Source organism: Endozoicomonas acroporae, from assembly GCF_002864045.1.
GTDB classification, from domain to species: Bacteria; Pseudomonadota; Gammaproteobacteria; order Pseudomonadales; family Endozoicomonadaceae; genus Endozoicomonas; species Endozoicomonas acroporae.
Genome location: NZ_PJPV01000144.1, coordinates 1 through 3,273 on the forward strand (window position 1 = coordinate 1; position 3,273 = coordinate 3,273).

Below are 3,273 nucleotides of genomic sequence, written 5' to 3' on the forward strand. Positions count from 1 at the left end.
ATATTAGTGAAGAGTCAGGCATTAAGTAGCTGGCCATATGGAATCGAATATTTCTGGCTACTTGGGCTGGTACTATGCGAGGCACAACGGAGGGAGCATAGCCGTAGCTATGTGACCGGAGTTGTAACGAAGCACGACTGCATGGATGCAGGAGCTAGAGCAACGCAGGAGCAGTTGCCGGGAGTGCCAGCACAAGGAGTCAGAAATATATGATTTCATATGGTTAGCTACTTAGAGCTGGTGTGCTTTTCAACCATTTTCTGGAGTAGCACCGGACGTCCCAATAATGCCACTGTAAAAATCACTGAGCACCTGTCTGGTTTGCTCCATCGGATATAATGTTTGCGGGTCCGATGCGATGATGGGTGACAGCAGCTGATGCGTTTCTTTATCAAAGTACCGTCCCGGCCTGCAACTCTCTGTCCAGTAAACTTGATCCGAGAGAGTGCCTGAACCGAATCTACGGTTATCCTTATCAATATACTGCACAATATCACTCAGAAAACGCAGGGTCATGATGGTATCCGGAATCAACTTTGACTCTACCCAACAGCAGATACTCAGTTGCTGTGTCAGATCTGCTCCCCATGTAACAGGGCATGTCTTCAGCTTACTTTCCTGATCAGATAAAGCATAATGGATCAACCGCCGGGAAACAGAACTATAGTTCTCATTCCATCTACGGGGGTGCGTTGCCAGCAGAAATGGTAAAGCGGACAACTCTTCATATTTCATTGAATAGCTACACGCTAACTGGTCATCCAGTGCTTTTATGTGGTTGTTGTAACTGCCGAAGCGATGGCTGTTGCGGTTTATCTGATCCGTAAATGACACCATCAAATGACTGATTCTCTCCATGGTTCCGGTATTGCGAGTATGTATTGCGTCAAGCCAGATTTCCCTCACCAGACGGAAAAAGACCGGATAATCCAGGTACGCGTTTCGACTGATTACCGGAAAATCTGCAGGCAGATTTCTAATCAGGGCCTGATACTTTGGGGCACTCTCTTTGAAAGCACGTCGAAAGTCATCATCAGAATAATCCTTGAAATCCCCGGGATCAAAACATCCCCAAAGATCAGGGTGAACCTTTGGATGAAGACCCTCGTACTGATCGTCAGGACTGTTGCAAACCTCCATGGCAGACCTGAAATCACATAAAATATCAACGCCTCTGCCAACTTTCAAAACTGGCCACCCATAGCGGATATAGATTGCTGACTCCTTCAGTGACTCTGGCCACTGGCTGACCATCTCAGCCACTTTTTGCCGGTCTGGCCACGCAGCGGAGAAATGTTGGTTAAATGCGCGGTCCACACGTTTTTTAAGTGACTGGGCGAAATTCATAACCTGACTTGCCAGACGGAGCTTGGCATTAGTACCGGGAGTGTTGTCGACTGCCGCATCAAGGCTGTTCAGTATGGTGGTTATATCAGCACGTTTGTCGGTCAGCTCCTGAAGAATGCGATCTACCGTCAGTGGTTCGGTTGACCGTTGCTGCAATGTTTTTTCTGCGGCGCAGATATCCTGGTCAGAATACCCCTGATACTTCAATTGCAGACGCTCAGATAATGCAAGGGTGGCGTGCCGTGCGTCGAAGCTGGCTACGTCTGCAGAACAGGCGGCTAGCTGATCTGGCGGCAACGGCAATTGATCTGCTGTGGCAACAGGTTGTGAAGTGGATGGTAATGGTGACCAGTTGGGATAAGTCATAAGTAAACACCAGATAATTAAACTTTTGGTTTCCGTTCAGGACTGCCGGGAGTGAACGTTATCTTTGGCAGCTCAGACGTTTTCAGGCCGATATCACGCTCCCCCAGTGAAGTCTGCCTGACTGATAAAAATTCTTTCTGTCGTTTATCAAGAATTTTATTACTACTAAGACTACGCCCCAGATTGACGTGAGATTTAAATTTAGTCACCACACTCATCATGCCCTTTGTCAGTTCAGAAAAAAGAGGCATGAACCATTATTTATGAAGTGGTCTAATGACTCCTGAACCCGCATCCGAGAAGGTTCAGGCCGCCCCTGGAGATTCCTGACTGTTAATCTCCATGCCATATCACTGCCAACAGTCAGGCACCAATAAAATCTAAAAACTCCTGTAAATTAGCGGGCAAGTTGCCTGATGGTCGGCGCAAGATCCCGAGTTCGTCATTAAACAACGAAATATATGCCGTGATTTGCAGAACAGGTAGCTTAAAAACCAACTGGTTCAGTTCTTCAACCGATTTTGGTTTGGGTATGGAACCAGCATGACCCTCACGATATTTTTCCCAGAAGTAATAGACCGCAAGCCGGAAAACCCGGTTATCTTCAAACACGTCACCGAAAGCTTTGTTATCATCTAATAGTTTGGCACCATAACTGAGCAGCAGTACCAACCGTGATAATTTGTCGGTCTCCCGTAAACTGTAATCACCACTGCTCATGGAGGTAAAACTGGGACGAACACGGAATAAATTCGGGTCCGCCCCATGTTTCAGTAACAGCAAAACGGTTTCCAGAGAACCAAAATTCAGGGCATAAAATAACGGTGGTTCATCGCAGCTATCGCTCTGATCCAGGTTAAACCCCTGATCAATCAGTTCGACAATCTTGTCATTCGCCCCACTGGCAATCCATTTGTAGATATCGTCTCTCTCCTCGAATGGATCCTCAGGATATCGATACCACCAAATTGTCGCCCCAGTGTCGCTTGTATCTCCCGAAGTATCACATTTTACTGATTCCGAATGTTCTGAGCATGCAACGTTTCGCTCTCTCAAAGTGCTACCGGCAAACTGGTGGTACTGCTGAGTGCTCAACAGAGAATTAACCGTAGCCTCAGTTGGCAATGTTTCAGAGGTTTCTGGTCGCGACCGGAGGAAATCTGGCCGGTCAGCCAAGTGGTGATTGATCATGCTTGAATACTCTGAGTTGGCCAGCGTTTGTTTTGTGCGACATTTTCGACAACATTAATAACCGAAAAGTTCTTGAAAACAATTCCGGGACTTGACTACCTTTCGGTTACCGACACGACTTTCCATCATATTTTCTGGCAATCACATCTCTACCTGCAGAAACCGGAATTACTGGCTATCTTATGTCCATAAGTAGCTGGCCATATGGAATCATATATTTCTGGCTACTTGGGCAGGTGCTATGCGAGGCACAACGGAGGGAGCATAGCCGTAGCTATGTGACCGGAGTTGTAACGAAGCACGACTGCATGGATGCAGGAGCTAGAGCAACGCAGGAGCAGTTGCCGGGAGTGCCTGAACAAGGAGTCA

Annotated in this window: 3 protein-coding genes; all 3 read right to left on the reverse strand. The window is 47.2% G+C overall.

What is annotated here, in order from left to right; all coding sequences use genetic code 11:
• Window positions 1-249: 249 nt before the first annotated feature.
• Window positions 250-1,713: a hypothetical protein gene (locus CX664_RS20210; RefSeq protein WP_101748486.1), complete on the reverse strand. Its 1,464-nt coding sequence runs from the start codon at window positions 1,711-1,713 to the stop codon at window positions 250-252.
• Between the two features lie 17 nt (window positions 1,714-1,730).
• A complete protein-coding gene (locus CX664_RS20215; RefSeq protein ID WP_101748487.1) occupies window positions 1,731-1,964 on the reverse strand; it encodes a hypothetical protein in 234 nt (77 codons plus the stop codon).
• Between the two features lie 112 nt (window positions 1,965-2,076).
• Window positions 2,077-2,904: an ankyrin repeat domain-containing protein gene (locus CX664_RS20220; RefSeq protein WP_101748488.1), complete on the reverse strand. Its 828-nt coding sequence runs from the start codon at window positions 2,902-2,904 to the stop codon at window positions 2,077-2,079.
• Window positions 2,905-3,273: the final 369 nt, after the last annotated feature.